The 26,599-nt window shown below is 74.6% G+C and carries 25 protein-coding genes and 3 tRNA genes; 17 read left to right on the top strand and 11 right to left on the bottom strand.

Features of this window, described 5'->3' with window-relative positions; all coding sequences use genetic code 11:
- The first annotated feature begins 178 nt into the window (after positions 1-178).
- From PUR61_RS38755 to PUR61_RS38720, 8 genes are all read left to right on the top strand, one after another.
- The gene (locus PUR61_RS38755; protein WP_329884551.1) at positions 179-949 is read left to right on the top strand and encodes a 2,3-dihydro-2,3-dihydroxybenzoate dehydrogenase; all 771 of its coding nucleotides are present in this window, start codon (positions 179-181) and stop codon (positions 947-949) included.
- Positions 942-1,679 (top strand): isochorismatase family protein, encoded by a 738-nt coding sequence (locus tag PUR61_RS38750; protein ID WP_329884549.1) that lies wholly within the window; start codon positions 942-944, stop codon positions 1,677-1,679. The genes PUR61_RS38755 and PUR61_RS38750 overlap by 8 nt, the downstream gene beginning before the upstream one ends.
- Positions 1,676-3,700, top strand: coding sequence for an anthranilate synthase family protein (locus PUR61_RS38745; protein WP_329884547.1), 2,025 nt, complete (start codon positions 1,676-1,678; stop codon positions 3,698-3,700). Before PUR61_RS38750 ends, PUR61_RS38745 begins: the two co-directional genes overlap by 4 nt.
- Positions 3,701-3,744: 44 nt before the next feature.
- Entirely contained in the window at positions 3,745-4,767 is a 1,023-nt protein-coding gene (locus tag PUR61_RS38740) for a 3-oxoacyl-ACP synthase III family protein (RefSeq protein ID WP_329884545.1), read from the top strand.
- 105 nt (positions 4,768-4,872) lie between these two features.
- Complete coding sequence (locus tag PUR61_RS38735) at positions 4,873-5,676, top strand: arylamine N-acetyltransferase family protein (RefSeq protein ID WP_329884543.1); 804 nt, start codon at positions 4,873-4,875, stop codon at positions 5,674-5,676.
- 5 nt (positions 5,677-5,681) lie between these two features.
- Positions 5,682-6,107 carry a YybH family protein gene (locus PUR61_RS38730; RefSeq protein WP_329884541.1) on the top strand — a complete coding sequence of 142 codons (426 nt, stop codon included), beginning with the start codon at positions 5,682-5,684 and terminating at the stop codon, positions 6,105-6,107.
- Between the two features lie 23 nt (positions 6,108-6,130).
- A complete protein-coding gene (locus PUR61_RS38725) occupies positions 6,131-7,243 on the top strand; it encodes a phenazine antibiotic biosynthesis protein (RefSeq protein ID WP_329884539.1) in 1,113 nt (370 codons plus the stop codon).
- Positions 7,243-8,682, top strand: a complete 1,440-nt coding sequence (locus tag PUR61_RS38720; RefSeq protein WP_329884537.1) for an aldehyde dehydrogenase family protein — start codon at positions 7,243-7,245, stop codon at positions 8,680-8,682. The genes PUR61_RS38725 and PUR61_RS38720 overlap by 1 nt, the downstream gene beginning before the upstream one ends.
- 131 nt (positions 8,683-8,813) lie before the next feature.
- Here PUR61_RS38720 and pcaB read toward each other — a convergent pair whose 3' ends face one another.
- The 7 genes from pcaB to PUR61_RS38685 form a co-directional block, all read right to left on the bottom strand.
- Positions 8,814-10,316 carry a 3-carboxy-cis,cis-muconate cycloisomerase gene (pcaB, locus tag PUR61_RS38715; protein WP_329884535.1) on the bottom strand — a complete coding sequence of 501 codons (1,503 nt, stop codon included), beginning with the start codon at positions 10,314-10,316 and terminating at the stop codon, positions 8,814-8,816.
- A complete protein-coding gene (locus tag PUR61_RS38710; RefSeq protein ID WP_329884533.1) occupies positions 10,313-12,340 on the bottom strand; it encodes an FAD/NAD(P)-binding protein in 2,028 nt (675 codons plus the stop codon). The genes pcaB and PUR61_RS38710 overlap by 4 nt, the downstream gene beginning before the upstream one ends.
- The gene (locus PUR61_RS38705) at positions 12,337-13,617 is read right to left on the bottom strand and encodes an FAD-dependent monooxygenase (RefSeq protein WP_329884531.1); all 1,281 of its coding nucleotides are present in this window, start codon (positions 13,615-13,617) and stop codon (positions 12,337-12,339) included. The genes PUR61_RS38710 and PUR61_RS38705 overlap by 4 nt, the downstream gene beginning before the upstream one ends.
- The gene (locus tag PUR61_RS38700) at positions 13,614-15,194 is read right to left on the bottom strand and encodes a class I adenylate-forming enzyme family protein (RefSeq protein ID WP_329884529.1); all 1,581 of its coding nucleotides are present in this window, start codon (positions 15,192-15,194) and stop codon (positions 13,614-13,616) included. Before PUR61_RS38700 ends, PUR61_RS38705 begins: the two co-directional genes overlap by 4 nt.
- Before the next feature lie 218 nt (positions 15,195-15,412).
- Positions 15,413-15,955: an SRPBCC family protein gene (locus PUR61_RS38695; RefSeq protein ID WP_443035312.1), complete on the bottom strand. Its 543-nt coding sequence runs from the start codon at positions 15,953-15,955 to the stop codon at positions 15,413-15,415.
- 206 nt (positions 15,956-16,161) lie between these two features.
- Positions 16,162-16,593, bottom strand: coding sequence for a GNAT family N-acetyltransferase (locus tag PUR61_RS38690; RefSeq protein WP_380355355.1), 432 nt, complete (start codon positions 16,591-16,593; stop codon positions 16,162-16,164).
- A gap of 106 nt (positions 16,594-16,699) precedes the next feature.
- Positions 16,700-17,431, bottom strand: coding sequence for a TetR/AcrR family transcriptional regulator (locus PUR61_RS38685; protein ID WP_329884524.1), 732 nt, complete (start codon positions 17,429-17,431; stop codon positions 16,700-16,702).
- Between the two features lie 117 nt (positions 17,432-17,548).
- Between PUR61_RS38685 and PUR61_RS38680 the strand changes: the two genes are divergently transcribed.
- The 4 genes from PUR61_RS38680 (at position 17,549) to PUR61_RS38665 (ending at position 21,113) form a co-directional block, all read left to right on the top strand.
- Entirely contained in the window at positions 17,549-17,932 is a 384-nt protein-coding gene (locus PUR61_RS38680; protein WP_329884522.1) for a VOC family protein, read from the top strand.
- 223 nt (positions 17,933-18,155) lie between these two features.
- Positions 18,156-19,502 (top strand): FAD-binding oxidoreductase, encoded by a 1,347-nt coding sequence (locus tag PUR61_RS38675; protein WP_329884520.1) that lies wholly within the window; start codon positions 18,156-18,158, stop codon positions 19,500-19,502.
- A 136-nt stretch (positions 19,503-19,638) separates the two neighbouring features.
- Complete coding sequence (locus PUR61_RS38670; protein ID WP_329884518.1) at positions 19,639-20,160, top strand: SigE family RNA polymerase sigma factor; 522 nt, start codon at positions 19,639-19,641, stop codon at positions 20,158-20,160.
- Positions 20,157-21,113, top strand: a complete 957-nt coding sequence (locus PUR61_RS38665) for a hypothetical protein (protein WP_329884516.1) — start codon at positions 20,157-20,159, stop codon at positions 21,111-21,113. The genes PUR61_RS38670 and PUR61_RS38665 overlap by 4 nt, the downstream gene beginning before the upstream one ends.
- 162 nt (positions 21,114-21,275) lie before the next feature.
- Here PUR61_RS38665 and PUR61_RS38660 read toward each other — a convergent pair.
- From PUR61_RS38660 to PUR61_RS38645, 4 genes are all read right to left on the bottom strand, one after another.
- A tRNA-Phe gene (locus PUR61_RS38660) sits at positions 21,276-21,349 on the bottom strand.
- A 27-nt stretch (positions 21,350-21,376) separates the two neighbouring features.
- Positions 21,377-21,450: transfer RNA gene (locus tag PUR61_RS38655), tRNA-Asp, on the bottom strand.
- Between the two features lie 56 nt (positions 21,451-21,506).
- Positions 21,507-21,579, bottom strand: a tRNA-Glu gene (locus PUR61_RS38650).
- Positions 21,580-21,734: 155 nt separating this feature from the next.
- Entirely contained in the window at positions 21,735-22,076 is a 342-nt protein-coding gene (locus PUR61_RS38645) for a metallopeptidase family protein (RefSeq protein WP_329884514.1), read from the bottom strand.
- A 70-nt stretch (positions 22,077-22,146) separates the two neighbouring features.
- On the opposite strand from PUR61_RS38645, the gene crcB (PUR61_RS38640) reads away from it, so the two are divergent.
- The 5 genes from crcB (PUR61_RS38640) to PUR61_RS38620 form a co-directional block, all read left to right on the top strand.
- On the top strand, positions 22,147-22,638 hold the full coding sequence (gene crcB / locus PUR61_RS38640; RefSeq protein ID WP_329884512.1) for a fluoride efflux transporter CrcB: 492 nt from the start codon (positions 22,147-22,149) through the stop codon (positions 22,636-22,638).
- Positions 22,639-22,700: 62 nt separating this feature from the next.
- Positions 22,701-23,087: a DUF190 domain-containing protein gene (locus PUR61_RS38635; protein WP_329884987.1), complete on the top strand. Its 387-nt coding sequence runs from the start codon at positions 22,701-22,703 to the stop codon at positions 23,085-23,087.
- Complete coding sequence (gene crcB / locus PUR61_RS38630; protein ID WP_329884510.1) at positions 23,084-23,458, top strand: fluoride efflux transporter CrcB; 375 nt, start codon at positions 23,084-23,086, stop codon at positions 23,456-23,458. Before PUR61_RS38635 ends, crcB (PUR61_RS38630) begins: the two co-directional genes overlap by 4 nt.
- 208 nt (positions 23,459-23,666) lie before the next feature.
- Positions 23,667-24,557 (top strand): hypothetical protein, encoded by an 891-nt coding sequence (locus tag PUR61_RS38625; RefSeq protein WP_329884509.1) that lies wholly within the window; start codon positions 23,667-23,669, stop codon positions 24,555-24,557.
- 222 nt (positions 24,558-24,779) lie between these two features.
- The coding region (locus tag PUR61_RS38620; RefSeq protein ID WP_329884508.1) for a DEAD/DEAH box helicase at positions 24,780-26,599 on the top strand (1,820 nt) is incomplete at its 3' end.

The following is a 26,599-nucleotide window of genomic DNA, read 5'->3' as shown; positions in this document are numbered from 1 at the left end:
CCACCTGTCCCGAACGACCTGTCCCGAACGACCTGTCCCGCAGCTGTTCCGCAGCAGCTGTCCCGCACCACCCGATCCGGTGCGGACCCGACCCGGGTCCGTCCCGTCCGACCGTGCACAACCCCCAACCCACACTGCCGGCCCGCACCCCCGGGCCGACCCCAGGGAGGTCTGGCACATGCAGAACAAGGTGGCACTCATCACCGGCGCGGCCGGCGGCATCGGCGCCGCCGTGGCCCGGGCCCTGGCCGCTCGCGGCGTCCTCGTCGCCGCCGTCGACCGGGACGCCGGTCGACTCGCCGAGCTGGCCGGCAAACTGACCGCCGAGGGCCTCACCGTCGTGGCGATCCCCGCCGACGTCACCGACAGCGCCTCCGTCGAGGAGGCCGTCGACACGGCCGAACGGCGGCTCGGCCCGCTCGACTACCTGGTCAACACCGCCGGTGTGCTCCGGCTCGGCGAGGTCCGCGACTTCACCGACGAGGACTGGCACAGCACCTTCTCGGTCAACGCCGACGGCGTCTTCCGGGTCTCCCGCGCCGTGGTCAACCGGATGATCCCGCGCCGGAGCGGCGCGATCGTCACGGTGGCCTCCAACGCCGCCACCACCCCGCGCAGCGAGATGGCCGCCTACGCGGCCTCCAAGGCCGCGGCGACCCTCTTCACCAAGAGCCTCGGCCTGGAGGTCGCCCGGTACGGCATCCGCTGCAACCTGGTGGCGCCGGGCTCCACCGACACCCCGATGCTCAGCTCCATGTGGCACGACGACAGCGGCCGTGCCGGCACCCTGGAGGGCCGGCCGGACGCGTACCGGGTCGGCATCCCGCTCGGCAAGCTCGCCGAGCCGGAGGACGTCGCGCACGCCGTCGTCTTCCTGCTCTCCGACGAGGCCGGCCACATCACCCTGCACGACCTCACGGTGGACGGGGGTGCCGGGCTCGGTGCGTAATGGCCTCCCCACTCCGGCGCGGCGGCCGGGCCTCCCGGCGATCGCCCCCTACCCGCTGCCCACCGCGGCCGACCTGCCCGCCAACACGGCCGGCTGGACGCTCGATCCGGACCGCGCGGTCCTGCTCGTGCACGACATGCAGCGCTACTTCCTCGCGCCGTTCGGCGAGGACGGCCCGCTGCTCGCCAACGCCGTCCGGCTCCGGGACTGGGCCCGCGGGCACGACGTGCCGGTGGCCTACACCGCGCAGCCGGGCGGCATGACCCCCGAACAGCGCGGCCTGCTGGCCGACTTCTGGGGCCCGGGGATGCAGGCCGCCCCCGCGGACCGGGAGATCGTCGACCGGCTCGCCCCGGGACCGGCCGACTGGCTGGTCACCAAGTGGCGGTACAGCGCCTTCTTCAACAACGACCTGCTGGCGCGGCTGCGGGCCGCCGGCCGGGACCAGCTGGTGCTCTGCGGCGTGTACGCGCACGTCGGGGTGCTGATGACGGCCGTCGAGGCGTTCACCAACGACATCCAGACCTTCCTGGTGGCCGACGCGGTGGCCGACTTCACGGCCGAGGACCACCGGATGGCCCTGGAGTACGCGGCCCGGCGCTGCGCCGTGGTGCTGACCGCGGACGCGGTGACCGGGGACGCGGTGACCGGTGGCCCGTCATCCGCGGACCGGGCCTCCGTGGACCCGTCGAGCCCGGACCCGTCGACGGCCGGGGCGGTGACCCGATGAGCGAGCTGCTGGACCGGGTGCTGGCCGGGCACCCGCCGGCCTTCGCGCTGCTGCACCGCCCGGAGGCGACCGGGCCGGGCCTGGTCGACCTGCTGGTCGGCGAGGTCTCCGAACCGGCCACCCTGGCGGACCTCCCGCTGCCCGCCGACCCCGCCCACCGCGCCGGACCGGCCGGGGCCGGGGCTGCGGAGACTGCGGGGAAGCGCCACGAAGTGCTGGCGCTGGTCCCCTACCGGCAGATCGCCGAGCGCGGCTTCGAGGCGCCCGACGACGGCACCCCACTGCTCGCGCTGACCGTCACCGAGCAGGCCGTCCTGCCGCTCGCCGAACTGTTCGCCCGCCTCCCCGACGTGCCGATCACGCTGGCCGGCGGTCGTTTCGACGCCGACGACGAGGAGTACGCGGAGACCGTCCGCCGGGTGATCGGCGAGGAGATCGGCGAGGGGACGGGCGCCAACTTCGTGGTCAAGCGCTCGTTCGTCGCCGAGATCACCGGCTACACCCCGGCCGCCGCACTCACCCTGTTCCGCCGCCTGCTCCAGCGGGAGACCGGAGCCTACTGGACCTTCGCGGTGCACACCGGGGAGCGGACGCTGGTCGGCGCCACCCCCGAGCGACACATCAGCGTGCACGGCGGGCGGGCGGTGATGAACCCGATCAGCGGCACCTACCGGTACCCGGAGCGGGGCCCCGACCTCGACGGCCTGATGGACTTCCTGGCCGACCGCAAGGAGGCCGAGGAGCTCTTCATGGTGGTCGACGAGGAGCTCAAGATGATGGCCCGGATCTGCACGACGGGCGGCCGGGTGGTCGGCCCGTACCTGAAGGAGATGGCCCGGCTCGCGCACACCGAGTACTTCATCGAGGGCCGGACCGACCGGGACCCGCGCGAGGTGCTGCGCGAGACGCTGTTCGCGCCGACGGTGACCGGGAGCCCGCTGGAGTCCGCCGCCCGGGTGATCGCCAAGTACGAACCGGGGGGCCGGGGTTACTACAGCGGAGTGGTCGCCCTGATCGGCCGTGACGCGGAGGGCGCGCGGGCACTGGACTCGGGCATCCTGATCCGCACCGCCGACATCGACGCGGCCGGCCGGCTGCGGATCGGCGTCGGCGCGACACTGGTCCGCCACTCCGACCCGGACTCCGAGGTGGCCGAGACCAGGGCCAAGGCGGCCGGGCTGCTCGCCGCGCTGGAGGACGGCGGCCGGGGCCGGTTCGGCGCGCATCCGAGGGTCCGGCAGGCGCTGGCCGGGCGTAACCGCACGCTGGCCGGGTTCTGGCTCGCCGACGACGGCGAGGGGTCCTTCGAGCGCTCCGTCGAGCGGTCCTTCGCCCGCGCCGAGCTGGCCGGCCGCCGGGTGCTGGTGGTGGACGCCGAGGACACCTTCACCGCGATGATCGACCACCAGTTGCGGGCGCTCGGCCTCGACGTCGACGTCCGGCGGTTCGACCGGCCGTACGCGCCGGACGGGGTCGACCTGGTGGTGCTGGGCCCCGGGCCCGGCGACCCGCGGGACACCGCCCACCCGAAGATCGCCCATCTCCGCTCCCGGGTGAAGGAGTTCCTCGCCGAGCGGCGGCCGTTCCTGGCGGTCTGCCTGAGCCACCAGGTGCTCTGCGCGGAACTCGGGCTGCCGCTGGTCCGCCGGGAGACGCCCAACCAGGGCGTCCAGCGGGAGATCGACCTCTTCGGCGCCGGTGAGCGGGTCGGCTTCTACAACACCTTCGCCGCCTCCTGGACCGGGGGAACGGGGCCGGAGGGGGCGTTCACCGTGCCCGGCGGCGCCGTCCGGGTCGCCCGGGACGCCGCCACCGGGGAGGTGCACGCGCTGCGCGGCCCGCACTTCGCCTCGGTGCAGTTCCACGCCGAGTCGGTGCTCACCCGCGACGGCGTGCGGATCATCGGCGACCTGATCGCCCACGTGCTGGGCGGCCCGTCCGCCCCGCCCGTCCCGGCCGATCCGGGGTCCGTCCTGCGGGCGGGCACCGGCTCCTACGGCCCGTCCATTCCCGGCGCCTGACGATGCGTCGGAGCCCGGTGTCCGATCCGATCGAGGGGACAAGGATGATAACGACGGGAATTCCCGGGAAGGGTCGCACGCACACGGGAGTCGCCGTCCTGGGAACCGGCTCGTACCTGCCGGCCCGGGTGGTGAGCAATTCCGAGGCCGCCGCCCCGGCCGGTGTCACCGGGGAATGGATCGCCCGGAAGACCGGAATCGTCCGGCGCCGCCGCGCCGGGCCCGACCAGGCCGCCAGCGACCTCGCGGTGGCGGCCGGCCGGGCGGCGCTGGCGGACGCCGGGGTGGACCCGGCCGACCTCGCGCTGATCATGGTCGCCACCTCCACCCCCGACTCCCCGCAGCCGCCGACCGCCAGCGTGGTCGCCGACCGGCTCGGCGCCGCCCCCGGCACCGCGGCCTTCGACGTCAACGCGGTCTGCAGCGGCTTCGTCTTCGCCCTCACCGCCGCCGAACGGATGCTCGGCGACGCCGCCCCCGGGTACGCGCTGGTGGTCGGCACCGACGTCTACTCGCGGATCCTCGACCCCACCGACCGCCGGACCGCGGTGCTGTTCGGCGACGGAGCCGGCGCGGTGGTGCTCGGCCCGGCCCCGGCACCCGGCCGGGGCCTGCTCGCCGGGCGGCTGGCCGGGTTCGGCGCCGACCGCGGACTGATCGGCGTCCCGGCCGGGGGCAGCCGGCTGCCCGCCAGCGCCGACACCCTCGCCCAGGGCCTGCACTGGTTCCGGATGGACGGCCGCGGCGTGCGCGAGTTCGTCGAGACCCGGCTCCCGGAGGCGGTCCGGTCCTTCCTGGCCGACGCCGGGGTCGCCCCCGGGGACCTGGCGGGCTTCGTCCCGCACCAGGCCAACGGGCTGCTGCTCGCCGACCTGGCCGACCGGCTCGGCATCCCCGTCGGACGGACGTGCACCACGGTCGAGGAGTACGGCAACACCGGCTCGGCCTCGATCGCCGTCACCCTCGACCGGGCCGCCCGGGCCGGCCGGTTCGCCCCCGGGGACCTGGTGCTGCTGGCCGGCTTCGGCGGCGGCATGGCGATCGGCCTCGCCCTGCTGCGCTGGTGACGGCCCCGGCCCGGGCCGGCCCCCGCTCTCCCCCTCAGCACCCCCCGTCCGTACCGCCCGCACCTTCCCACCCGGTTCGACCGAACGACCGACAAGGAGATCACCGTGCTGGACGACGCCATGGTGGACGCGTACCTCGCCCGGATCGGCGCCGAACGGCCCGAGCGGGCCGACCTCGACGCGCTCACCCGCATCCAGGAGCGGCACGTGCTGTCCGTGCCGTTCGAGAACCTCGGCTACCACCTCGACGAGCCGATCCACATGGACGAGCAGGTCCTCGACAAGATCGTCCGCCAGCGCCGCGGCGGCGGCTGCTACGAGGTCAACCCGGCCCTCTCGTTCCTGCTCACCGCCCTCGGCTACCAGGTCGAGATCCTCCCCGGCCGGGTCCACCGGCCCGGCGGCACGCTCGGCGCGGCCCTGTGCCACCTGGCCCTGCGGGTCACCGTCGACGGCGAGCAGTGGCTGGTCGACACCGGCTTCGGCCGCAACAGCCGGCGCCCGCTCCGGCTGGCCTCCCGCGAGGTCCAGCACGACCCGGACGGCGACTTCCTGCTCGCCGACGTCGAGGGCGGCGGCTTCGACGTGCTGCTCAACGGCAAGCCGCTGTACCGGCTGGAGGACCGCCCGGTCCGCATCGAGGACTTCCGGCCGACCCTCTGGTGGTACCGAACCGCGCCCGAATCCCCCTTCCTGCAGGACGTGTTCTGCTCGCTGCGGACCGAGGACGGCCGGATCACCCTCAAGGGCAACCAGCTCTCCACGGTCGCCGGCAGCGACCGCTCCACCGAGGAGTTCGTCGGCGACGCCGCCGTCCTGGAGGCGTACAAGACCCACTTCGGGTTCAGCCTGGACCGGCTGCCCGACCAGCCGGGCGGCGGCGTCACCGCCGGCGTCCAGACGGGATGACCGCCATGACCACCAGCGAACCCCGCACCGCGACCGGGAGCCCGGCACAGCCGGTGCACCCGGCGCCCACCGATCCGGCCCGGTTGCCGGCCGCCTTCGTCGCGGCCTTCAACACCGGTGACCGGGCGGCCGTCGAGGAGCTCTTCGAGCCCGGCGCGGTCCTCGTCGACCGGCCCGGCACCCCGCTGACCGGCGACGACCGGCGCGCCGCGACCGGCCGCTTCCTCGCCCTCGGCCTGCCGATCCGGATCACCCTCCGGCACTGCTACGAGAACGGCGACCTCGCCCTGCTGATCGGCGACTACCTGATCGAGGGCGAGGGGCCGGACGGGCCGTTCCGGTCCGAGGGCACCGCCACCGACGTCGCCCGGCGCGGCGCCGACGGCCGCTGGCGCTACGCCATCGACAACCCGCCCGGCACCGACCGCTGAACCCCACCCCTGGAAGGACCGCTGTGTCTCCTGTCGACGATCCCGCCGCCGACCCGGTGCTGGACCTCCCGTTCGACGCCGTGCCCGACCCCGAGGAGTACCTGCGCGCCGCCATGCGCTGGCACTTCTCGCCCGCGACCGGCTCCCCGTTCTGGCTGTCCAGGGCCGGCTCCCTCGGCTTCGACCCGCTCACCGAGGTCCGCACCCACGCCGACCTCGCGAAGTTCCCCAACCTCGCCAACGAACTGCGCACCGCCCGTGTCGAGGACCTCGTTCCGCGCGGCTACGGCGACCGCCCCGACGTGCTCGGCGTCTACGAGAGCGGCGGCACCACCGGCGCGCCCAAGCGGATCGTGCTGCTGCGCGACTGGCTGGACCGGCTGCTCGGCTGGTCCAGCGCCCAGCTCGACGGCCACGGCGTGCCGCAGGGCGTCAACTGGCTGGTCGTCGCGCCCACCGGCCCGCACATGGTCGGTGACGTCATCAAGGCCCAGACCGCCTACCGGGGCGGCCTCTCGTTCACCGTCGACCTCGACCCGCGCTGGGTGAAGAAGCTGATCTCCGACGGCAGGGCCGCCGAGGCCGGCGCGTACGCCGAGCACATCGTCGACCAGGTCGCCTACCTGCTGGAGACCCAGGACGTCGGGGTGCTGATGTGCACCCCGCCCGTCCTGGAGCGGATCGCCCGCCGGGACGGCCTCGCCAAGCTCGTGGGCGAGAAGGTCCGGGCGATCAACTGGGTCGGCACCCAGATGGACCCGGACACCCGCCACCTGTACCGCACCGAGATCTTCCCCGACGCCGTGCTCTACAGCGGCTACGGCTCGACCATGATCCTCGGCAACGCCAGCGAGCGGCACGGGCTGACCGACGACGACCCCTGCGTCTACGACCCGTACTCGCCGTACATGAGCTTCGGTGTGATCGACCCGGAGACCGGCCGGACGGTCGACTTCGGCGAACGCGGCCAGGTGGTCATGCACCACGTCTCCAAGAGCCTGCTGATGCCCAACAACCTGGAGCGTGACCTCGGCACCAGGATCGCCCCGCTGCCCGGGCAGCTCGGCGACTCGGTGGCGGACATCGCCCCGGTCCGGGAGTTCGACAACGAGACCGTGATCGAGGGGGTCTACTGATGGCCGGACCGCTGCAGCCCGCCGGGTCCCGGGAGCCGGGGCCCCACGGGGCGGACGTGCCCCCGGAGCCCGCCGGGCTCCTGCAACTGGACGCGCTCGGCCCCGGCGAGCCCTTCCGGGCCCGCCGGCGGACCGTCGTCGCCGACGTCACCGGTGCGCCGTTCGCCGAACTCAGCCTCGTACCGAGGCTGTTCGTCACCCGGGCGATGCGGGCGCTGCACGCCGCCGAGTCCCTGCCGGCCGCCGAGCGGTTCGCCGCGCTGGCCCGGGCCGGGCGGATCTTCACCGAGGCGACCATCGACGGCCTCGACCTCCCCGCCTACCAGCGGGCCGTGGCCCGGGTCTCCGGGGTGCCGATCGGCGTCGTGCGCGACGCCGTCCGGTCCATCGCCGACTCGGCCGGGAAGGCCGGCTGGGCCGCCCACCGGGCCCAGCCGGTCGGCTCGGTGAGCGACTGGCGGGACGGCGCCACCCTCGACGGCAGCGCCGTCTGGACCAGGCGCGGCGACGTCTTCGCCGTCCACGCGGCCGGCAACCACCCGGGCCCGCACGGACTCTGGCTGGAGGCGCTGGCACTCGGCTACCGGGTCGCCGTCCGGCCCTCCCGGCGCGAGCCGCTCACCCCGCACCGGCTGGTCACCGCCCTGCGGCTGGCCGGCTTCGGCGCCGACCAGGTGATGCTGCTGCCCACCGACCACGAGGCGGCCGACGAGATCCTGAACGGCGCCGACCTCGGCATGGTCTACGGCGGCGACGAGGTGGTCCGCAAGTACGCGGGCAGCACCGTCCTGCCGCAGGGCCCCGGCCGTTCCAAGATCCTGGTCACCGCGGACACCGACTGGCGCGCGCACCTGGACACCATCGTCGACTCGATCAGCCACCAGGGCGGCGTCGCCTGCATCAACGCCACCGCCGTCCTGATCGAGGGCGACCCGGCGCCGCTCGCCCGGGCGATCGCCGAGCGGCTGGCCGTCATCCCCAGCCTGCCGCCGGAGGACGAGAAGGCGGTGCTCTCCGTGCAGCCGGTGGCGGAGGCCCGGGCGATCGAGGCGTTCCTGCTGCGCCGCGCGGCCGGCACCCGGGCCTGGCTCGGCGGGGACGGCGTGGTCGCCGAACTCGGCGACGGCAGCGCGGTGCTGCGGCCCGCCGTGCACCAGCTGGACCGGCCCGACGCCGAGCAGGCGGGCATCGAGCTCGCCTTCCCCTGCGTCTGGGTGGCGCCGTGGAGCCAGGAGGCGGGCGTCGCGCCGCTGCGCAACTCCCTGGTGCTCACCGCGATCACCCGGGACGACGCGCTGTTCGACCGGCTGCTCCGGGAGCCGAGCATCAGCAACGTCTACCGGGGTGACCACCCGACGTACTGGCTCCGGCCGGGGGTGCCGCACGACGGCTACCTGGGGGAGTTCCTGATGCGGACCAAGACCGTCATCCGGGACTGAGCCCGGCGGACGCGGTACCGGGCAGTCACGGCATCGGGCAGTCGGGGTACCGGGCGGCCGCGGGACGGCGCGGACGCGGGCACGGGAAGGCCCCCCGGGAGCGGGGGGCCTTCCCGTACGGTCGCGGGAGGTCAGGAACCGACCGCCCGGTCGACCAGTGCGCCGGCCGCGCCGGTGTAGCCGGCCGGGTCGCACAGCTCGGCGATCTCCGCCGGGGTGAACCTGCCTGCCAGTTCGGCCTGTTCGACGAGGACGTCGGCCAGCGCACGGCCCTCCCGGTCCGCCGTCAGGGAGACCTCGGTGAGCAGGTGCTTGGCCACCGCCTTGCCGAGCTTCGGCGCCAGCCTGGCCGCGATCCGCTCGGAGACCAGCTGCCCGCCGGTGAGCCCGAGGTTGGCCCGCATCCGCTCCGGCCGGACGAGCAGCCCCTCGGCCAGCTCCACCGAGGTGTGCGCGGCGCCGCCGGCCAGCCGCAGGCACTCGCGCAGCAGCAGCCACTCGGCGTGCCAGGCGCCGCCGGAGCGCTCGTCCTCGGTCACCAGGCACTGGGTCAGCCCGGCGGCCAGCACCGGCACCTGGAGCGCGGCGCTGCGCAGCAGGGTGGCCAGTACCGGGTTGCGCTTGTGCGGCATCGCGGAGGAGGCTCCGCGGCCGGCCACGGCCGGCTCGACCACCTCGCCGACCTCGGTCCGGGTCAGCGACTGCACGTCCACCGCGATCTTGCCCAGCGCGCCGGCGGTGAAGGCCAGGGCGGCGGCCAGGTCGGCCATCGGGGTGCGCAGCGCGTGCCAGGGCAGCACCGGGCGGGCCAGCCCGGTCTCCGCGGCGAACGCGTCCACCAGCCGGTCGAGGTACGCACCGGCGTCGACGTCCGGGTCCGGGCCGTCCAGCCGGGCGTACTCCAGGTAGCCGGCCAGCGTGCCGGCCGCGCCGCCGAGGGAGACGGGCAGACCGTCCGCCAGGACGGCCGCCAGCCGCCGGTCGGCGTCCAGCACCAGCTGGCGCCAGCCGGCCGCCTTGAGGCCGAAGGTGGTCGGCACCGCCTGGAGGGCCAGGGTGCGTCCGGCCAGCACGGTGTCCCGGTGCTCGGCGGCCAGCGCGGCGAGCGCCCGGGCGGTGCGGTCCAGGTCGGCCCGGACCAGCCGCAGTGCCCGGGCCGCCACCAGCATCGCGCCGGTGTCGAAGATGTCCTGGCTGGTCGAACCGCGGTGCACGTACTCGGCGGCGGCCGGGTCCTCGGCGGCGACCACCCGGGTCAGCGCCTGGACCAGCCCGACGACGGGGTTGGCGGTCTCCCGGGAGGCCAGGGCCAGCGCCCGGAGGTCGAACCGTTCGGCCCGGGCGGCCGCGGTGATCGCGGCGGCGGCCGGGACGGGCACGGTGCCGAGCCCCGCCTGGGCGCGGGCCAGCGCGGCCTCGGCGTCCAGCATGGCCTGGAGCCAGGCCCGGTCGCCGACGGCCCGCTCGACCGGGGTGCCGGCGCGGACGGGGGAGAGCAGTCCGGAGTCCTGGTCGGCCTCCGCGCCGGTCCCCTCCGCGCCGGTCCCGTGCGGTCCGGTCCCCTGCGCGCCGGTCCCCTGCGCTCCGGTCCCGTTCGCCGCGGATTCCTGCGGCGGAAGGTGACTGTCCGTCATATCACGACGCCTCTCAGGTCGGTCTCGGCCGGTTGGGGCCGTACCTCGGCCGGCACCTCGGACACCAGCGGCAGGGCCAGCACCGCGCGGGCGATCGCGTCCGAGTCGCCGAGGGTCACCGAGTCGACGCCGGGGCGGATGCCCGCGGCGGTCACCCAGTGCACCGACTCGGTCGGTATGCCGTACGCGAACCGGCGCGGGTGCGCCCGTCCGCGGGCGTCCAGCAGCCGGTAGGGCCGCTCGGTGACGGCGAGGCCGCCGGTCTCGTAGCCGTTCCCGTGCTCCCCGTCGATCCGGTACGTGGTGCACTGCTCGGTCTCCAGCAGGTGCCGCAGCAGCGGATCGTCGGTGCGCCGCAGGTCGGGTTCGGGCAGCCGGGCCTCGATCAGCACGGAAGCCCGGATCGGCTCCCCCGGCACGGTGGCGGAATGCGCCGTGAAGGCCGGGTCCACCGGGTCGATGCGGATCTCGGTGCCCGGGCCGAGCAGTTCCAGCACCCCGGCCTCGACCAGGGCGATCAGCTGCTCGATCCGCTCGGTCGGCGGGCCGATCGAGAGGAAGGCGTTCAGCGGGGTGTACCAGCCCTCCAGGTCGTCGCGGTGCGAGCTGCCCTCCAGGCCGCTGTGGTCGACCGCGAGCCGGACCTCGTTGCGCAGGTCGCGCAGCACGTCCAGGGCGGCCTTGAGCGGGCCGCTCAGGTTGCCGGCCCGGGCCTCGGCGACGTCCTGGCGCAGGTAGTCGAGCAGCCAGTCGCGGAACTCCGCGCGGTCGGCGAACTCGCGTCCGGCGTAGGGCCGGGAGAGGCGCTCCCAGCTCCACCGCCCGGACTCCTCGACACCGTGGGCGTCGAGCAGCCCGGCCGGGTCGTCGGTGGTCAGGAACCGGTCGGTGAACTCCTCGCGCTCGGCGCCGCGCCCCCTCGCGGTGAGCAGGGCGCCGTAGTAGACGGACTCCACCTCGCGCGAGATCAGCGGCCACAGGTCGGTGGCGAACCGGGCGGGCTCGCCCCGGCGGGCGCGCCCGCGGAGCTCGGCGATCACCTCGGGGGTGAGCAGCCGGGGCAGGTAACGGCCGTACGCGCCCTTCTCGTTCTCGCCGCGCGCGTGGTACGGGATGCCGCGCCGGGAGGTGGCGTAGAGGCGTGGCTCGGTGCCGGACGCCCGGTACACCAGCCTGCCTTCCGGCTGCCCGTCGCCCGGCTGCCCGTCGCCCGGCCGGCGTTCGTCGGTGGGGCCGGTGCCGACCCGTTCGAAGCGGCCGCCCCGGCCGAGGGTGAAGAGCGCCATGTGGTCGAAGAAGTTGAGGCCCAGGCCGCGCAGCAGCACGGTCTGACCGGGCCGGACGGCCACCTGGACGTCGGCCGGGTTGGTGGGGGTGACGTAGGTCAGGTGGTGGATCCGCGCGAGGCTGGCGGTGCGGGCCTCGCGGGGCGTGAGCCGGGCCGACACGTGCCCCTGGGCGAGCACGATGGCGTCCAGCTTGTTGAGCCGGGTGCCGTCCTCCAGCCGGACGCCCTGCGGCCCGCCGGGAACGCCGTGCGCGTCGGCCATCGCGACCGCCCGGGAGCGGTGGACGCGGATGGTCATGGACGGCGGGGCGCCGGCCACCACGGCGAGGAAGGCGTCGTTCAGGTACTGCCCGTAGAAGGCCCGGGTGGGGTAGGTGTTGGGGCCGAGGTCGGCGGCCTCGGCCAGGGTCCGCTCGTCGTACCCGCCCGGATGCTCGCCCTTGGAGAGGGACGTGGCCCACTCGTAGAGGCTCGGACCGGGTTCGATCGGCCCCTCCACCCGGACGCTGTCGTCCGTGTAGACGGTGATCTGCGAGGCGACCGTGTTCATCAGCAGGTGCCGGGACTGGTCGGTGCGCCAGACCCGGCCCGCCCCCGGCGCCGCCGGGTCGACGACGTGCACGGTGACGGCGCACCCGGCCGGTGACTTCCGTTCGTTGGCGCAGAGCCTCTCCAGTACCGAGAGGCCGCGCGGACCTGCGCCGATGACGCAGATCTGGAGATGGCGATCGATCATGCCCACGGCTCGCCATCGTAGTTGTGATGATCCATTGATGGAAAGGGCCGGATGTCGTGCATCCAGGCCACGTGCTCGTGCAGTTCGTCCTCGGAGAGGCCGCCGAGCAGCTTGTTGCGGGCCGTCGCGTCCTCCCCGGCCGGGTGCCAGAGCCGGACCGATTCGCGGGCCGCGCGCTGGATCGCCGCCGTGCGGGCGTGCCGTTCGGCGGCGAACCGTTCGAGCGTGTCGGTGAGTTCGGTGGTCTGGACCATCAACTCGCCGAGCAGGACGGCATCCTCCAGCGCCTGGCAGGCGCCCTGCGCCGCGTAGTGCAGCATCGGGTGGGCGGCGTCGCCGAGCAGCGCGACCCGCCCGTCGGTCCAGCCGTCCACCGGGTCGCGGTCCACCAGCACCCAGGAGCGCCAGCCCTCGCCGAGGGCCAGCAGCCGGCGGGCGGCCGGCGCGGTGAGACCGGCCAGCTGGGCGTGGACCAGCTCCTCGCCGACCGCCACGCCGGCGATCGCCTCGGTGGCGCCGTTGTCCCGGGAGGCGGCGAGGTTGAGGAAGGCGCCGCCCGCGATCGGGTAGTGGACGAAGTGGCAGTGCGGACCCGCCCACCAGGTCACCGAGGTGGGCAGCCGCAGCTCCTCGGGCACCCGCTCCATCGGGACGATCGCCCGGTAGACGGTGATCCCGGAGATCCTCGGCTCGCCGTCGCCGACCAGCTGGGCACGGACCGCCGAGTGGATGCCGTCCGCCCCGATCAGCGCGTCCCCGGCGACCGTCCCGCCGCCGGCCAGCAGGGCCGTGGCGCCGCGCCCGTCCTGCCGGTAGCCGGTGACGGCGGTCGCGGCGCGCAGGTCGATCCGCGCGTCGGCCAGGCAGGTCTTCAGCAGCAGCCCGTGCAGTTCGGCGCGGTGCACCACCACGTACGGGTTGCCGAACCGCCGCCGGTAGCGCTCGGTGAGCGTCAGGCTGGTGACGTGCTCGCCGGTCACGCCGTCCATGAAGCGGAGTTCGGCCATGTGGACACCGGCCGCCCGGACGGCGTCGCCGAGGCCGAGCCGCTCCAGCGCGAGGATGCCGTTGGGGGCGATCTGGATGCCGGCCCCGATCTCGGCGAACTCGGGGGCCCGTTCCAGGACGACGGCCCGGTGGCCGGCCCGGCTGACCGCCAGGGCGGTGGCCAGGCCGCCGATCCCGCCGCCGACCACGACGACGGTCGCCGGGGCGCCGGGGAGCGTGTCGGGGGGCGCGGCCGGGGGCCGCCCGTCCCGCTCGGGGAGCGCGCTCATCGGCCCGCCCCGCCGTCCTCGGCGGCTGCCAGCCGGCGGGCCAGCTCCAGCCGCTTGATCTTGGTCGTGGCGGTGGCGGGCAGCTCGCCGAGCTTCCACTGCACCGGGTCGGCCATCGGCGGCAGGCCCGCCGCCGCGGCCCGCCAGGCGGTGCGGTCGAGCGGGCGGTCGTCCTTGGTGCAGACGACCGGGACCGGCCGCCCGTCCGGCCCGGGGATGATGACCACCTCGGCCAGGTCGGCCAGCCGGGCGAAGAGGGTGTCCTCGGCCGCCAGGGTGGAGCCGAAGCCCTCGATCACGTCGACCTCGCGGTCCAGCAGGTGCACACAGCCCCACCGGGTGCGGTAGCCGACGTCACCCATCCGCCACCAGCCGTCGTTGACCTGCTTGTCGTACCGCTCCTGCTCACCGAGGTAGGTGACGATCCGGCCGTCGCTGCGCACCTCGATGAACCCCGGGTTCTCGGCCGACGGCGGCGCGCCGTTCCGGCTGACCACCCGGACGTCGGTGAAGCCCGGGAACGGCATGCCCACGCACCGGCCGTCCGCGTCCGGGCCGCGCCGCTTCGAGAAGGACCGGACCACCGCGGGACCGACCTCGCTCTGCCCGTACAGCTGGCCGAACACCGGGGCGCGGCGTGCCGAGGCGTTCAGCATGGTCTGCACGGTGCGCGGGTGGATGGCGTCGAAGGTGGAGGAGAACAGCTTGACGTTGGCCAGCGGGCGGCGCGGGTCCTCGGCCAGCTCCTCCCACTCCATGAAGGAGTTGGGGTGCGCCTCCAGGATCCCCGGCCGCAGCCGGGCGAACAGGTCGCCGACGTGCCGGGGGTCCGAGTCGGCCAGTACCAGGATCGGGAAGCCGCGGAACAGCGAGATCGCCAGGGCGGTGATCAGCCGCGAGTGGACGAAGGAGACGTGCATCGCGATCGTCTCGCGGCCGGGGACCAGCGGCCGGACGACGGTCGCCTGCGGGCGGTACCGGGCCTCCAGGGTCCGGCCGGTGTGGACGGCCAGCTTGGGCGTACCGGTGGTGCCGGAGGTGTGGGTGATCAGCGTCGGGTGCTCCGGCGGCATGGTCACCGGCGCGATCCGGGGCGAGCCGGCCAGCCCGGCCAGCCCGATCCCGTCGGGGTGGCCGCCCTTGGTCAGCAGGACGGTGTGCGCCAGTCCGAACACTTCGGCGGGCAGCTCCTGTTCGAGCTTCTCCTGGTCGGTGACGAGGAACGGCTCGTCGGTGCGGCGGATCAGTTCGGCGACGGTCTCGCCGTCCAGCTTCGGGGACAGCAGCACCGGGACGCCGCCGGTCCGTGCCACCGCGCAGGCGAGCAGGGTGATGTCGAAGCTGTTCGACTTGTAGACCACCACCCGGCGGCCCGGGCGGACCCCGGCGGACCAGAGCCGGGACGCGAAGTCGTCGACCAGGTCGGCGATCTCGGCGACGGTGGCCCGCCGCCCCAGGTCGGGGGCGATGTCGAGGTCGTGGTCGAGGATCACCACGTTCGCGCCGTTCCGGACGGCGGCCCGCTCGAAGAGCGTGCCCAGCCGGATGCCCCGGTTGGCAATGCGCTGAAGTAGCACCGTTCCGCCCTCTCGTGGGTTTCGGGTTTTCTTTCAGGGGGGGATCGAAAGGCATTTCAGGCGCTGTTCAGAGGTGTGCACGGACACGCGGAGGCCGGAGACGGCCGGGAAGACGGCCGGGAGGGGCGTGGGGAGGCGGCCATGAGCGGCCGGGCGGGGTGTCGGGACGGCGGTCGGGACGGCGGCCGGGATGTGCCGCGAACGGCACCCGGGCTCCGTCAGCCCTTCTCGACGACCTGCTTGATCCGCTCCAGGGTCACGCCGAGGTCCCCGGCCACCTTCTCGCCCCACTCGGCGAAGAACCGACGCTTCGCGTCCGCGTCCATCTCCGCGGTGATCCCGCGGATCCCCTCGGTGGCGGTGCCCATCCTGAAGTGGTGCACCAGCAGGCTGCCGTCGTCGTCGGCCTCGATGTCGAAGGCCCAGACGCTGTCCTGGGCCCGTCCGCCGCTGTCCCGCATGGCCCAGCGGAAGGTCCGGCCCGGGTCGGCCGCGAGCACCTCGGCGTGGGTGAACCAGGTGCCGCGGACCACCGGCGCCCAGGAGACCACGTCCGGGCTGCGCAGGTTCTCGCCGCGGAACACCGAACCGACCGCTCCGGGCTCGCCGGAGATCCAGCTGCCGCCCTGGCATTCCGGGCTCCACTCGCCGCTGCGCGGGAGGTCGCTGATCACCGAATAGACCTCGGCCGGTCCGGCGGAAATCCGGAGCTCGGCGCGGGATGCGAAAAGGGGCGCGATTTCTGCGGTGTTTTCTCCCATGGCCGGAATCCTGGGCGGCGGCGTGCGGGAGGGTCAAAGGTCGCCCGGCGGGTCCGTCAAGTCCGGTGGTGGACCTGACAGATCAGCGGTCGGCCGGTCGGGCGGCGGGTGGCGGCCCCGGTACGCTCCCGGCGCACGCGGGTCGGGGCGGGTCGGGTCGGGGCGGGTCGTGACCTGCCCCGCCACCTGTGCCGCGACCCGCCGGGCTACACCTCCAGGCCGAAGTGCAGGGCGGTCACGGCCATCCGGTGCGCGTGGTAGAAGCGGTGCGCGCCGTGGTTGGCCGTGCCCGAGTCCAGCTCGATCCGCACGCAGCCGGCGGCCCGGGCCCGCTCCCGGAGGACCGCGAAGAGCCGCCCGCCGACCCCGGTCGACCGGGCCTCGGGCGCGGTCACCAGGTCGTCGACGAAGAACAGCCGCCCCCGGCTGGTGGCCAGCACCCGGTGCGCGGCCACCGCCAGACAGCGCCCGCGGGCGTCGTACGCGGCCGTGAACACCAGCCCCTGGCCGTGCGCCTCGGTGGCGAACGCGACGAACCCGTCCGGCCCGAGCGCCGGCCGCAGCGCGCCGATCAGCGGTGCGACGTCGCGGGTCAGCGCAGGCGTTCCCGGTACGACGTCGACGACGGTCAGTTCCATCTGCGCGGCCCCCCTGGCGGCTTCGACGGTCAAGCGGTCAAACGGTCAAGCGGTCACGTGCTGGTGAAGCGGTCGAGCGGTCGAGCGGTCGGCGTGGTCCGTCCGGTCACGTGGTCGCTCCGGTGGCGCGGTACACCTTGAGGAACGCCGTCACCCCGCTCGCCACGACCTCGGCGATCCGTTCCGCCGGCATCGGGATCGCGCCGTAGAAGGTGGGCTGGGCGACGGCGATGAAGGTCAGCAGGTTGAGGTGGCGGGCCGCCTCGTCCGGGTCCGGCACCAGCAGCAGCCCGCGGTCGGCGAACTCGGTCATCCAGTGGGTGAGCACCCGGTGGGTCTCGCGGGGCCCGGCTTCCTGCCAGGCCTCCAGGACGGCCGGGCGGATGTGCAGGGCCTCGGCCTCGATCGTCCGGACCAGGGCCCAGTGCTCGGCGAAGGTGGTCAGCGACCCGACCCGGTCCAGGCCGAAGTCGATCAGGTCGCCGCGCAGGTCGACGATCTTCCGCAGGTGGCGGTCGGCGATCTTCGCCTGGGTGGCGGCCACCGTGGAGGCGCCCTCCAGGATCACCGACTGGAACAGCTGCTCCTTGTCGGCGAAGTGGTTGTAGATGGTCCGCTTGGAGACGCCGGCCTCGGCGGCGATGGCGTCCACGCTGGTGCGGGTGAAGCCCTCGCGGCCGAACACGGTGCGCGCGGCGCGGGCGATGGCCACCCGCTTCTCCGGCATGCCGCGGTGACCGGCGGCCTGAGCGGCCTGAGTGGCCGGTGTCGCCGGGGCAGCCTGGGCCGCCGTGGCCGGCGTGGCCGAAACCGGTGCCGTCGCGGTCTGTTCGACCATCGGAATAACCTCCTTGCAGTGCACTACATCGTGTAGTTTACGACATGCTTGAGGTGAAGCGGACTTGAAGTCCTACGCTCGGTGGCACGTCCAGAAGCACCCGGAGGGAAGCGTTCCATGGCCGTTCAGCTGAACCACACGATCGTTCCGGCGCGCGACGACAAGGAGTCCGCGCGCTTCCTCGCCGACATCCTGGGCCTCGCCGACCCGGTCTACAGCGAGCCCTTCCAGATCGTCCGGCTCAGCAACGACGTCGCGCTCGACGTCATGCGGGTCGACGGCCCGATCACCACCGGGCACTACGCCTTCCTGGTCGACGACACGGAGTTCGACGAGATCCTCGACCGGGTCAGGGCCCGCGGGCTCACCTTCTGGGCCGATCCGTTCCACCGCCACGCCGACCGCACCAACGACTGGTACGGCGGGCGCGGCGCCTACTTCGAGGACCCCAGCGGCCACAACCTGGAGATCATGACCCGCGCCTCCGACGTCGGCCGCTGAGGCCCGCGACGGACGGCCCGGCCGCGGCCCCGGGGGGAGGCCGCGGCCGGGTCCCGCCGCCCGCGACGGTCCTCGTCGCGGGCGGCCACCCCGGCCCGCCCCCTCCCGGGCCCCTCCCCGCGCGGCCGACGGTGACGCTCCGTCAACAAGCTTTCCGGGCCGACCTGACAGAGAGCGGATGCGGACGGGATTGCTCCGCCCGCGACCGGGTTAGCCTCCCGGCATGATCGAGACCACAGGGCCGGTGTACCGGCCGGGCGATGACGACTACGACGCCCAACGGACCGGCTACAACCTCGCGTTGGACCACCACCCCGCACTGGTGGTGGCCGCCGCCGACACCGCCGACGTCGCGGCCGCCGTCCGGTACGCCGGCGAGCACGGCCTCGCGGTCGCCGTCCGCGCCACCGGCCACGGCATCTCCGTCCCCACCGACGGCCAGCTCGTCATCAACACGGCGGGGCTGAAGGGCGTCACGGTCGACCCGGACGCCCGCACCGCCACCCTCGCGGCCGGCGTCCGCTGGCACGAGGTGCTCGCCGCCGCCGCACCGCACGGCCTCGCCCCGCTCAGCGGCTCCAACCCCGACGTCGGCGCGGTCGGCTACACCCTCGGCGGCGGCATCGGCCTGCTCGGCCGCCGCTACGGGTACGCCGCCGACCACGTCCGCCGCCTCGACGTGGTCACCGCCGACGGCCGGCTGCGCACCGCCACGCCCGACACCGAGCCCGACCTGTTCTGGGCCCTGCGCGGCGGCAAGGACAACTTCGGCGTCGTCGTGGCCATGGAGATCGACCTCGTCCCGGTCGCGACCCTGTTCGGGGGCGGCCTCTACTTCCCCGCCGAGTCCGCCGCCGCCGCGCTGCACGGCTGGGCCGAGTGGAGCCGGACGGTTCCCGAGGAGCTCGCCACCTCCGCCCAGCTGATCCGCTACCCCGACCTGCCCGTGCTGCCCGAACCGCTCCGCGGCCGGTACGCCGCCGTCCTCCGGGTCGCCTGGAGCGGCCCCGCCGACCAGGGCGAGGACCTGGTCAAGCCGCTGCGCGCCCTCGGCACCCCGCTGCTCGACACCGTGCGCGAGCTGCCCTTCCAGGACGCCGGCACCATCCACCACGAACCGCCGTTCGCGCACCCCGCGTACGACCGCAACACCGCGCTGCGGGAGCTCGCCCCCGAGGCGGTGGACACCCTCCTCGACCTCGCCGGGCCGGACACGGACAGTCCGCTGATCGTCGAGGTCCGCCTCCAGGGCGGCGCCTACTCCCGCGAGCCGGCCGTCCCGAACGCGGTCGGCGGCCGCGACGCCGGCTACCTCGCCTTCTCCACCAGCCTGATCGAACCGGGCCGGCTCGACGACCTGCGCGCCGCCCACCGCACCCTGCACGAACGCCTCGGCCCGTGGTCCACCGGCGGGGCCTTCGCCAACTTCTTCGGCTTCGACGCCGCCGACCCGGCGACCGTCCGCACCGCCTACCCCGAGGACGTCCACCGGCGGCTCACCGAACTCAAGGCGGTCCACGACCCGGGGAACCTCTTCCGCCTGAACTTCAACATCCCGCCCGCCGCCTGACGCCCGCCGCCCGACGTCCGGCCGCGCGGTGCCGCCGGCCGACGTCCGGCCGCCACGACGTACGTTTCTCCTCGTCCTTCCCCGCCGGGCAACGGTTCACCACCGTCCCGGGCTCTGGGAGGGCGAGGAGGTACTCATGGGAGCCAAGAAGGCCGAGCGGGACTTCGAGTTCAACGCGTTCATGACCGGTGCCTGGCCACGTCTGATGCGCACGGCGTTCCTGCTGTCAGGGGAGCGTTACCTGGCGGAGGACCTGGTCCAGACGGCACTGGAACGGACGTACGCGGCCTGGGGGAAGGTCGCCCGGGCCGACGATCCGTACGCGTACGTGCGCCGGATCCTGATCAACGAACACGCCCGCCGGTTCCGGCGGAAGCTTCCCGAGCGGCTGGTCACCGCCGTCCCCGAGCAGTCCGGCCCGGACGGCTTCGGACGGGTCGACGACCGGGCGGCGCTGCTGGAGGCGCTCGGCACGCTGCCCCCCGGGCAGCGCCAGGCGGTGGTGCTCCGGTACTGGGAGGACCTCAGCGAGTCCCAGGCCGCCGCCGCCATGGGCTGCTCCGTGGGCACGGTCAAGAGCCAGGCGTCGAAGGGGATCGCCAAGCTGCGCGAGCTCTCCTCACTCAACACCAGGACGAGCATCGGAGGTGCGGCGTGAACCGCGACGAAACAGGGTCGGCCGGAGCGGTCGAGGGAACGGGGGCGGTGGTCCGGGAGCTCTCCGGACTGGCGGAGACGGTGCAGATCGGCCCCGTGCCGTACACCGCCGTCCAGGCCGGAGGACGCCGCAGGGTGATGCGGCGGCGGTCCCTGCTGACGGGGGCTACGGCGCTCGCTGTGGTCGCGGCCGTCGGCGGCGTCGCGGCCGTCCACGGCGGCGTCGGCCCGTCGTCCCGGACCGGGCCGCTGATCGCGGCGTCCGCGCCGCTCTCGCCCGCGGCGGGCCCCGGGCAGGCCCCGGCCGCCACACCCACCCAGACCGCCCCGCCCGCCCCCCGGGACCCGTTCACACCGGTCCGGGTGCAGATGGCGTCGGGCACCAAGGACGGCAAGCCGTGGACCGCCTGGGCGGCCCTCTGGCCGGCCGTCTCCAAGGAACAGGCCCTCCAGCAGGCCCGGCTGATCTGGGAGGAGGACAAGGCGGCGGGCTCCACCGACTCCCCGCCGACCCAGGACTACGTCGACCAGTACCGGCACGCCGACCACGACCAGGTGGTCTTCTCCCTGATCGTGGACGGCAAGCGGATCTCGCGGTCGGTGGCGAGCGAGCAGCCCGTCCGGGGCGCCGTCCCGTTCTGGGGCACCCCTCCGCCCGGCTCGACCCCGCCCGGCGGGGTCGAGGACGTCATCGGCGGCGCCGCCTTCCACGCCTGGGCCAAGAACGGCACCGACGACCCGTTCTACGGCGCCCCCGAGGTGGGCTTCTTCACGGTCGCCCCCGAGGTCTCCTACGCCGAGGTGAAGTGGGCCGACGGCACCGTCGCCCGGCCCGCCGTCGTGACCCTCGGCGACTCGCCCGTCCGTTGGATCGCCGCCGACGGCACCTCGTCCACGTACCGGGTCAGCCTCTACCGCGCGGACGGCACCCTCTACGCGGCCCAGAAGGGCTGAGCCGCCCGTCCGGGGCCGGGTGCGCGGGTCCTGTGGTCGGAGCGGTCCACCGCCCCGGGTACCGGAGCGCGCAGCCCGGCAACCCCGGACGGGCCCGCCTGCGGACAACGCAAAAGGCCCCGGAGAGTGAACTCTCCGGGGCCTTTCTGCCGTTCGCAGCTGTGGCCAGGGCCGGGGTCGAACCGGCGACCTTCCGCTTTTCAGGCGGACGCTCGTACCAACTGAGCTACCTGGCCGTACTGCACCGTCTCTTGCGAGACGAGCGATCCCGACGGGACTTGAACCCGCGACCTCCACCTTGACAGGGTGGCGAGCTAACCAACTGCTCCACGGGACCTGAGGTGGTGTCGCTCCACCAGGTCTTGCCTTACTGCACTGTACTACGGTACTGCGTGCCCCCAACGGGATTCGAACCCGTGCTACCGCCTTGAAAGGGCGGCGTCCTGGGCCACTAGACGATGAGGGCTTGCGGCCTGTCCCGCTGTCTCCAGCGTTCGGGGACGTCGAGAAGCATATGGGATGCCGGGCGGATCGCCAAAACGGGTTTCGGCCAGGTGGGCGGTGGGGCGCCGGTGGGGCGGTCCGGCCCGGGTGCGAGCGCCGCGCGGTCGGGGTGCGGGCTCAGGACCAGCCGAGTTCGTCGAGCTCGTGGTCGTCGAAGCCGAAGTGGTGGGCGACCTCGTGGATCACCGTGGTGCGGACCTCGTCGACGACCTGCTCGCGGCTGTCGCAGAGGCGGAGGGTCGGTCCCCGGTAGACGAGGATCCGGTCCGGCAGCACGCCGGCGTACCACTCACCGCGTTCGGTGAGGGGGGTGCCCTCGTACAGGCCGAGGAGCTCGGGGTCGGCGGGGTCGGGTTCGTCCTCGACGAAGACCGCGACGTTGTCCATCATCGCCGCGAGCTGCGGGGGGATCTGGTCGAGCGCATCGCTGACCAGTACCTCGAAGTCTTCCCGGGTCATCTCCACCGGATCATTGTCGGGTCTGGGGTGACGGTGTGCCAGGCGGTCGACGGCGGTGTTTCATGGGCTCATGGCGACCTCGGAGGGCGTGGTGCCGGACGGCCCGGTGGGAGACCCGTCGCGGACGGTGGTCCCGCGGCGGCCGTCGGCGCTGCGCGGGCAGGGGCCGGCGGTGGCGGTGGTGGCGGTCGGCGGGGCGCTGGGGGCGGCGGCCCGGTACGGGGCCGGGCTGCTCTGGCCGACCGGGACGGCGGCGTTCCCGTGGACCACGCTGCTGGTCAACGTGGCCGGGTGCGCGGTGATCGGGGTCTTCCTGGTGGTGGTCACCGAGGGTCGTCCGGCGCACCCGTTGCTGCGGCCGTTCTTCGGGACCGGCGTGCTGGGCGGGTTCACGACCTTCTCGACGTACGCGGTGGACATCCGCGGCCTGCTGGAGGAGGGACGGCCGGGCCTCGGGCTGGCCTACCTCGGCGGGACGCCGGTGGCGGCGCTGGTGGCGGTCTGGGGGGCGTCCCGGGTGACGCGCCGTCTGGTCCGGCGCGGCGTGGGGAGGTCGGCGTGACGGGGAGGGGGCCGGAACCGGAACCGGGGGCGGATCAGGGGCGCGGTCCGGCGTCGTCGCGGCTGGGCGGGGAGGCGCTGCGGCTGACGGTGCTGGTCGGCGAGAACGACCGCTGCCGGCACCGCCCGCTGTACAGCGAGATCGTGCACCGGGCGCGGGCCGCCGGGCTGGCCGGGGCGAGCGTGTTCCGGGGGATCGAGGGTTTCGGGGCGTCGTCCCTGGTGCACACGGCGCGGCTGCTGTCGCTGAGCGAGGACCTGCCGGTGGCGGTGGTGATCGTGGACACGGAGGAGCGGGTGCGGGCCTTCCTGCCGCAGCTGGACGGGCTGGTGGCGGAGGGGCTGGTGCTGCTGGACCGGTGCGAGGTGGTCCGGTACGCGGGCCGCGGCGGGCCGTCCGCGGACGGCGCGGCGGGTCCGCGCGGCGAAGCCGGGGAGGCCGGGGCGTGAACTGGTTGCTGGTGGTGGCCGGCGCGGCGGTCGGTGCGCCGCTGCGGTACCTGACCGACCGGGTGGTGCAGTCCCGGCACGACTCGGTGTTCCCGTGGGGGACGTTCACCGTGAACGCGGCCGGTTGCCTGGTGCTGGGGCTGTTGACCGGCGCGGTGGCGGCCGGCGCCGCGTCCTCGCACGTCCGGCTGCTGGTCGGGACGGGGTTCTGCGGGGCGCTGACCACGTACTCGACCTTCTCGTACGAGACGCTGCGGCTGGCGGAGGGCGGGGCCGGGCGGTACGCGCTGGCCAACGTCGCGGGCAGCGTCGTGGTGGGCCTGGCGGCGGTCTACGCGGGGGCGGGCCTGGCCTCGGCGCTCTGGGCCTGATCGCCCGGCGAGCGGGGCGCCCTGGGGCGGTCGCGGGTCCGGCCGGGGCACGCCCGTTCGGACTCGGGGGCGGGAGCGGCGCTCGTTCGGGTGCTTCCGGTGGGCCGGTCCGTGTCCGTGCGCCGGGGCGCGCGTTGGGCACCAGAAATGGTGGCCGCGCGCGGTGGGTGGGCGGTCCGCCCGGGGCGGGGTCAGGAGAGGGAGCGCGGTGGCGGCGAAGCGTGCGATGCGTGCGGTCCGTGCGGTGCGTACGGAGCGGGAGACGGGCACTCGGGAGGGGCGGCCGGCGGAGCCGTCGGCCGCCGGGATCCCGGCGAGGGAGCCGGCGGAGTCCGGGCGCCCGGCGGCGGCGGTGGTGCGGTCGCTCGCGGCGCGGCGGGCCGAGCCGCGTACGGCGGCGGTCCGGACCGGGGTGGTGCGGGCGGCGGCGGTGCTGGCGGCGGCCGGGCTGGGGCTGACCGGGTGCATGTCGGTGGGGCCCGGGGCGGACGAGAAGCACGGCGCGGTGCCGGTCGGCCAGGCGGGGACGGCGGCCAGGCCGGGGGCCGGCCCGTCGGCCTCGCCGACGGCCGGCGGGCACCAGGGCGGTGCCTCGGGGCGGCCGGAGCGTGCAGGGAGCGTGCAGGGGCAGAACGCGCCGGGCGGCGGCCTCGGCCCGGCCGTGGGCGAGCAGCCCGTCGTCACGGGTGATCTGAGCGACGCGAACGGCGCACCTGCCGGCGCGGAGCCGGTACCGGCCGGTGCGCCCGGCGAGTCCGCGCCCGGCGTGAGCGGCTCGGCCGGGGGCGCGAGCGTCAGCCCGGCGCCCCACTCGGGCTCCGGTGCGACCGCGGGCGGTGCGGCGGGCGGCGCGGGCGGGACCGCGGGGGCGGGACACCCCACGGGGGGCACCGGGGCCACCACCGGGACGGGCGCGGGCCCCGGCGACGGCCGTTCCGGCGGCTCGGCGGCATCCACCCCGGCCGCGAGCCCGAGTGCCCGGCCGCCGGCCTCGCCGGAGCCCGGGCACACCGCGCCCGCGCCGACCGCCACCCCGGCGCCGGAGCCGTCACCCGCTGTGACGGCCTCGTCGGCACCGAGTGCGGGGACCGGAGGGTAGGGGCGCGTGCGGCCGGGCTCCGGTTCCCAGGTCCGGCCAGCGCATTTGCCTTTGATCCCGAGGTTCGTCTATGGTGGTAGATCGTTCGTTTGATCCATTTGACTGGCGCCCTAACTCACCTGGCGCCCTTGGCGCGTTCCGGCGATCCGTGGCTGACCGCATAGAGGCGGTTGTGAAACAGAACCCCGGACTTTGGCGCGTGCCACTTCCGGAAGGTTTTAGATGTCTCTCGTTGACGACGCCCGCTTCGCCATGCCTGCGAGCGAGTCCGCCGCCGATGCCACCACCACCGAGCCGACCACCGACTCCCTCGACGCCGCCCAGCCGGTCGTCGAGGCCGACGCCGAGCTGATCGCCGCCGTCGACGAGGTCGAGGTCGCCGACACCGACGCGGTCGAGACCGCCGAGGAGCCCGCCGAGCCCACCCTCACCTTCGGCGACCTGGGCCTGCCGGACGACATCGTCCGCGCCCTCGCCAAGCGTGACGTCACCACCCCGTTCCCGATCCAGGCCGCGACCATCCCGGACGCGCTGGCCGGCAAGGACGTGCTGGGCCGCGGCCGCACCGGCTCCGGCAAGACCCTCAGCTTCGGCCTGCCGCTGCTGACCCGCCTCGCCGCCGGCGAGCGCACCCGTGCCAAGCACCCGCGCGGCCTGATCCTCGTCCCGACCCGTGAGCTGGCGATGCAGGTCGCCGACGCCCTGGAGCCCTTCGGCTCGGTGCTCGGCCTGCGGCTCAAGGTGGTCTGCGGCGGTACCTCGATGTCCAACCAGATCTACGCGCTGGAGCGCGGCGTCGACGTCCTCGTCGCCACCCCCGGCCGCCTGCGCGACCTGATCAACCGCGGCTCCGCCAAGCTCGCCGACGTCCAGGTCGCCGTCCTCGACGAGGCCGACCAGATGGCCGACATGGGCTTCCTGCCCGAGGTCACCGAGATCCTCGACCAGGTGCCGGCCGGCGGCCAGCGCCTGCTGTTCTCCGCCACCCTGGAGAACGAGATCGACACCCTGGTCAAGCGCTACCTGAACAACCCGGTCACCCACGAGGTCGACCCGTCGGCCGGCGCGGTGACCACCATGACCCACCACATCCTCGTGGTGAAGCCCAAGGACAAGGCGCCGATCACCAACGCGATCGCCGCCCGCAAGGGCCGCACGATCATCTTCGTCCGCACCCAGATGGGCGCCGACCGCGTCGCCGAGCAGCTCGTCGAGGCCGGTGTGAAGGCCGACGCGCTGCACGGCGGCATGACCCAGGGCGCCCGTACCCGGGTCCTCGGCGACTTCAAGGACGGCTACGTCAACGTCGTCGTCGCCACCGACGTCGCCGCGCGAGGCATCCACGTCGACGGCATCGACCTGGTCCTCAACGTCGACCCGGCCGGTGACCACAAGGACTACCTGCACCGCTCGGGCCGCACCGCCCGGGCCGGCCGCTCCGGCACCGTCGTCACCCTCGTGCTGCCGCACCAGCGCCGCGGCGTCTTCCGCCTGATGGAGGACGCGGGCGTCGACGCCGGCCGCCACATCCTGGACCACGCCTTCGACCCCGAGGTGGCCCGGATCACCGGCGCCCGTTCGCTGGTCGAGGTCCAGGCGGAGAGCGCGGCGAACATCGCCGGCGCCGCCGAGCGCGAGGTCGCCGACATGGGCCGCCAGCTGGAGCGCGCCCAGCGTCGGGCCGCCGAGCTGCGCGACGAGGCCGACCGGCTGTCCGCGCGGGCCGCGCGCGAGCGTGCCGACCTGGGCATCGTGGACGAGGCCCCGGCCGCCGAGGCCGACAGCGAGGCCGTGACCACCGGCGAGACCGCCGTGACCGAGCCTGCCGCGACCCCCGCGGTGACCGAGGAGCGCGCGCCGTCGCACCGCGAGGCGCGCAGCGAGCGCCCCGCGTTCCGCGAGGACCGTCCGTCCTTCAACCGTGACCGTGACGACCGCGGTGGCCGCTCCGGTGGCTTCAACCGTGACCGTGACGACCGTGGCGGCTTCAACCGCGACCGTGGGGACCGTCCGTCCTTCAACCGTGACCGTGACGACCGCGG

This window comes from Streptomyces sp. BE20 (assembly GCF_036322525.1).
In the GTDB taxonomy this organism is placed as follows: Bacteria; Actinomycetota; Actinomycetes; order Streptomycetales; family Streptomycetaceae; genus Kitasatospora.
The sequence above is the reverse complement of the archived record's forward strand: the minus strand, read 5'-3'. Positions and strand labels throughout refer to the sequence as shown.